This is a genomic window from Synechococcus sp. WH 5701 (assembly GCF_000153045.1).
Classification (GTDB): Bacteria; Cyanobacteriota; Cyanobacteriia; order PCC-6307; family Cyanobiaceae; genus Regnicoccus_A; species Regnicoccus_A antarcticus.
On the sequence record NZ_AANO01000056.1, the window covers coordinates 1 to 1,626 of the forward strand.

The 1,626-nt window shown below is 61.4% G+C and carries 1 protein-coding gene and 1 pseudogene; both read left to right on the plus strand.

The window, feature by feature from the left end; genetic code table 11:
- Positions 1-31 precede the first annotated feature (31 nt).
- Positions 32-553: a YqeG family HAD IIIA-type phosphatase gene (locus tag WH5701_RS16125; RefSeq protein ID WP_009790189.1), complete on the plus strand. Its 522-nt coding sequence runs from the start codon at positions 32-34 to the stop codon at positions 551-553.
- Positions 550-1,619 (plus strand): annotated as a pseudogene (gene proB / locus WH5701_RS00305) (glutamate 5-kinase). The gene WH5701_RS16125 and the pseudogene proB overlap by 4 nt, the downstream one beginning before the upstream one ends.
- Positions 1,620-1,626 lie beyond the last annotated feature (7 nt).

The following is a 1,626-nucleotide window of genomic DNA, read 5'->3' on the forward strand; positions in this document are numbered from 1 at the left end:
CCCGGATCGAGGCGGAGCTTGAGGAGCGTGAATGGCCGGAATGATGGGTCAACATTGGCTGCAGCCCGATTGGGACCCTGGGCTCACCATTGCCCATCTGGCCCTGTCTCACCTAACGGCGCAAGGCATTGAAGCGGCTGTTTTGGATGTCGATCGCACCTTGCTTCCCGGGCGCGATGTGAAACTTCCAGAGCCTGTTCTGGCTTGGCTGATCGATGCCAAGCAGCGATTCTCTCTGCATCTCTTCAGCAATAACCCCTCCCACAGCAGGATTGCAGCGGTTGCCGATCAACTCGATGTCAGTTTCACCGCAGCAGCGGGAAAGCCCCGTCGGGGGGCCTTGAGGCGTGTCCTAGCCGACCTTGACCTGCCCGTGGATCGTGTCGCCATGGTGGGGGATCGGTTGTTCACCGATGTGCTGTGCGGAAATCGTCTTGGGCTTTACACCGTGCTTGTCCGACCAGTTCGTTCTGACGGCACCGCCTGTTCCCAAGATCGTGTTCAACGCCTTGAGCGCACTCTTGCGGGATGGATGGGGGCGCCAACGGCATGACCCTGTGGGTTGTGAAGCTTGGGACCAGCCTGTTGCGGGGGGACACTGCCGCAACGATTGAGGGGTATGCCTCCGGAGTTGCCGCGGCCATGCTTCGTGGTGATCAGGTGGTGTTGGTCACCAGTGGTGCGGTTGGTTTGGGCTGCCAAAAGCTGCAACTTCCCAGGCGGCCCGACACCGTCGTCGCCCTCCAGGCGGCGGCCGCTACGGGGCATGGATACCTCATGGCTCTGTACGAGCGGGCGATGGCGATTCATGGCCTTTCCGTGGCTCAGTGCTGCTCACCCGTTCCGATTTGGTCGATCGGCGCCGCTACCAGAATGCATCGGGAACGTTGCAGCAGCTCTTGGCTTGGGGTGTTCTGCCTGTGATTAATGAGAACGATGCGTTGTCTTCAGCTGAACTGCGTTTTGGCGACAACGACACGCTTTCGGCGTTGGTGGCAACAGCGGTGGGTGCCCATCAGCTCCTGCTCCTAACGGATGTGGATCGCCTGTATTCCTCTGATCCGCGCTGCGATGTGAATGCCCAACCGATTACGGATGTGCATCATCCGCGCGATCTAAAGCAGTTCGAGGCCGGGGCCGGGGATGGTGGCCGCTGGGGGACGGGGGGAATGACCACCAAGCTGGCTGCCGCCAGAATTGCGACGGCGAGCGGGGTGACCGTGCATTTGGCCGATGGACGTGATCCAGCTCGGTTAGCCGGATTGCTCGAGGGAGACCGCGGCGGCACTGTCTTTCATCCCCACCCCGAACCCCTCGGCAACCGTCGTAGCTGGTTGGCCCATGTTTTGGTTCCAGAGGGGGAACTGTGCCTGGACCAAGGCGCTTGTCAGGCCATCTTGCATCGCGGCGCCTCCCTGTTGCTGGTGGGTGTGACGGCCGTAAAGGGTGAGTTTGAGGCCAATCGGCCCGTGTTGTTGCGTGATCCCGATGGACAGGAGTTGGGTCGGGGCCTTTGCACCCTCAACAGCAGCCAGGTGCGTCAGGCCTTGGCCGTCACGGATGGCGAGGCCTCCCCGGTTGTCGTGCACCGTGATGCCTTGGTCCTTCAGGACCGGTAGCGTTTTT

Coding starts and splice junctions, on each gene's coding strand:
- WH5701_RS16125 (WP_009790189.1), top strand. CDS start 32: ATGGCCGGAATGATGGGTCAACATTGGCTGCAGCCCGATTGGGACCCT.